We start from the raw sequence: 500 nt of genomic DNA on the forward strand, positions 1-500 counted from the left end.
AGCCCAACGGACACCACCCGTAGGCGAAGGATGCCCTCCGAAGCCCAACGGACACCACCCGTAGGCGAAGGAGGGCCGACGTACTCGACTTGACCACCGCCGCCCCGAGCCCCCTGCCCGGCCGATCGACGGAGATTATTCCAGCTTCGGGCCAGAGCCGCGGCACGACGTTCGCTACCGGGGCAGGCGTGCGGTACGTCTATCTGATCCGCAGCGTCGCCGATCCCACCAAACGCTACGTCGGCATGACCGCCGATGTCGCTGCCCGTCTGCAAGCCCACAACGCCGGCAAGTCGGCGTACACGGCGAAGTTCAGGCCGTGGGCATTGGTGACCTACCTCGGATTCGACGACGACCAGCGTGCCATCGAGTTCGAGCGATATCTGAAGACGGGGTCGGGGCATGCTGAGCACCGCCACTTCTGGCGAGGGGATTCCGCGGCGATCTGAACGCGCTGCGTGAGGGAACGCGGCGAAGCGCCCCTCGGGGAGCTTGACTCA

The 500-nt window shown here is 66.4% G+C and carries 1 protein-coding gene; it reads left to right on the forward strand.

From position 1 onward, the window contains the following. The first annotated feature begins 188 nt into the window (after window positions 1-188). Window positions 189-449 (forward strand): GIY-YIG nuclease family protein, encoded by a 261-nt coding sequence (locus L6Q96_23730; protein ID MCK6557555.1) that lies wholly within the window; start codon window positions 189-191, stop codon window positions 447-449. The last annotated feature ends 51 nt before the right edge of the window (window positions 450-500 follow it).

The sequence above is a fragment of the Candidatus Binatia bacterium genome, from assembly GCA_023150935.1.
Taxonomy (GTDB): Bacteria; Desulfobacterota; Binatia; order HRBIN30; family HRBIN30; genus JAKLJW01.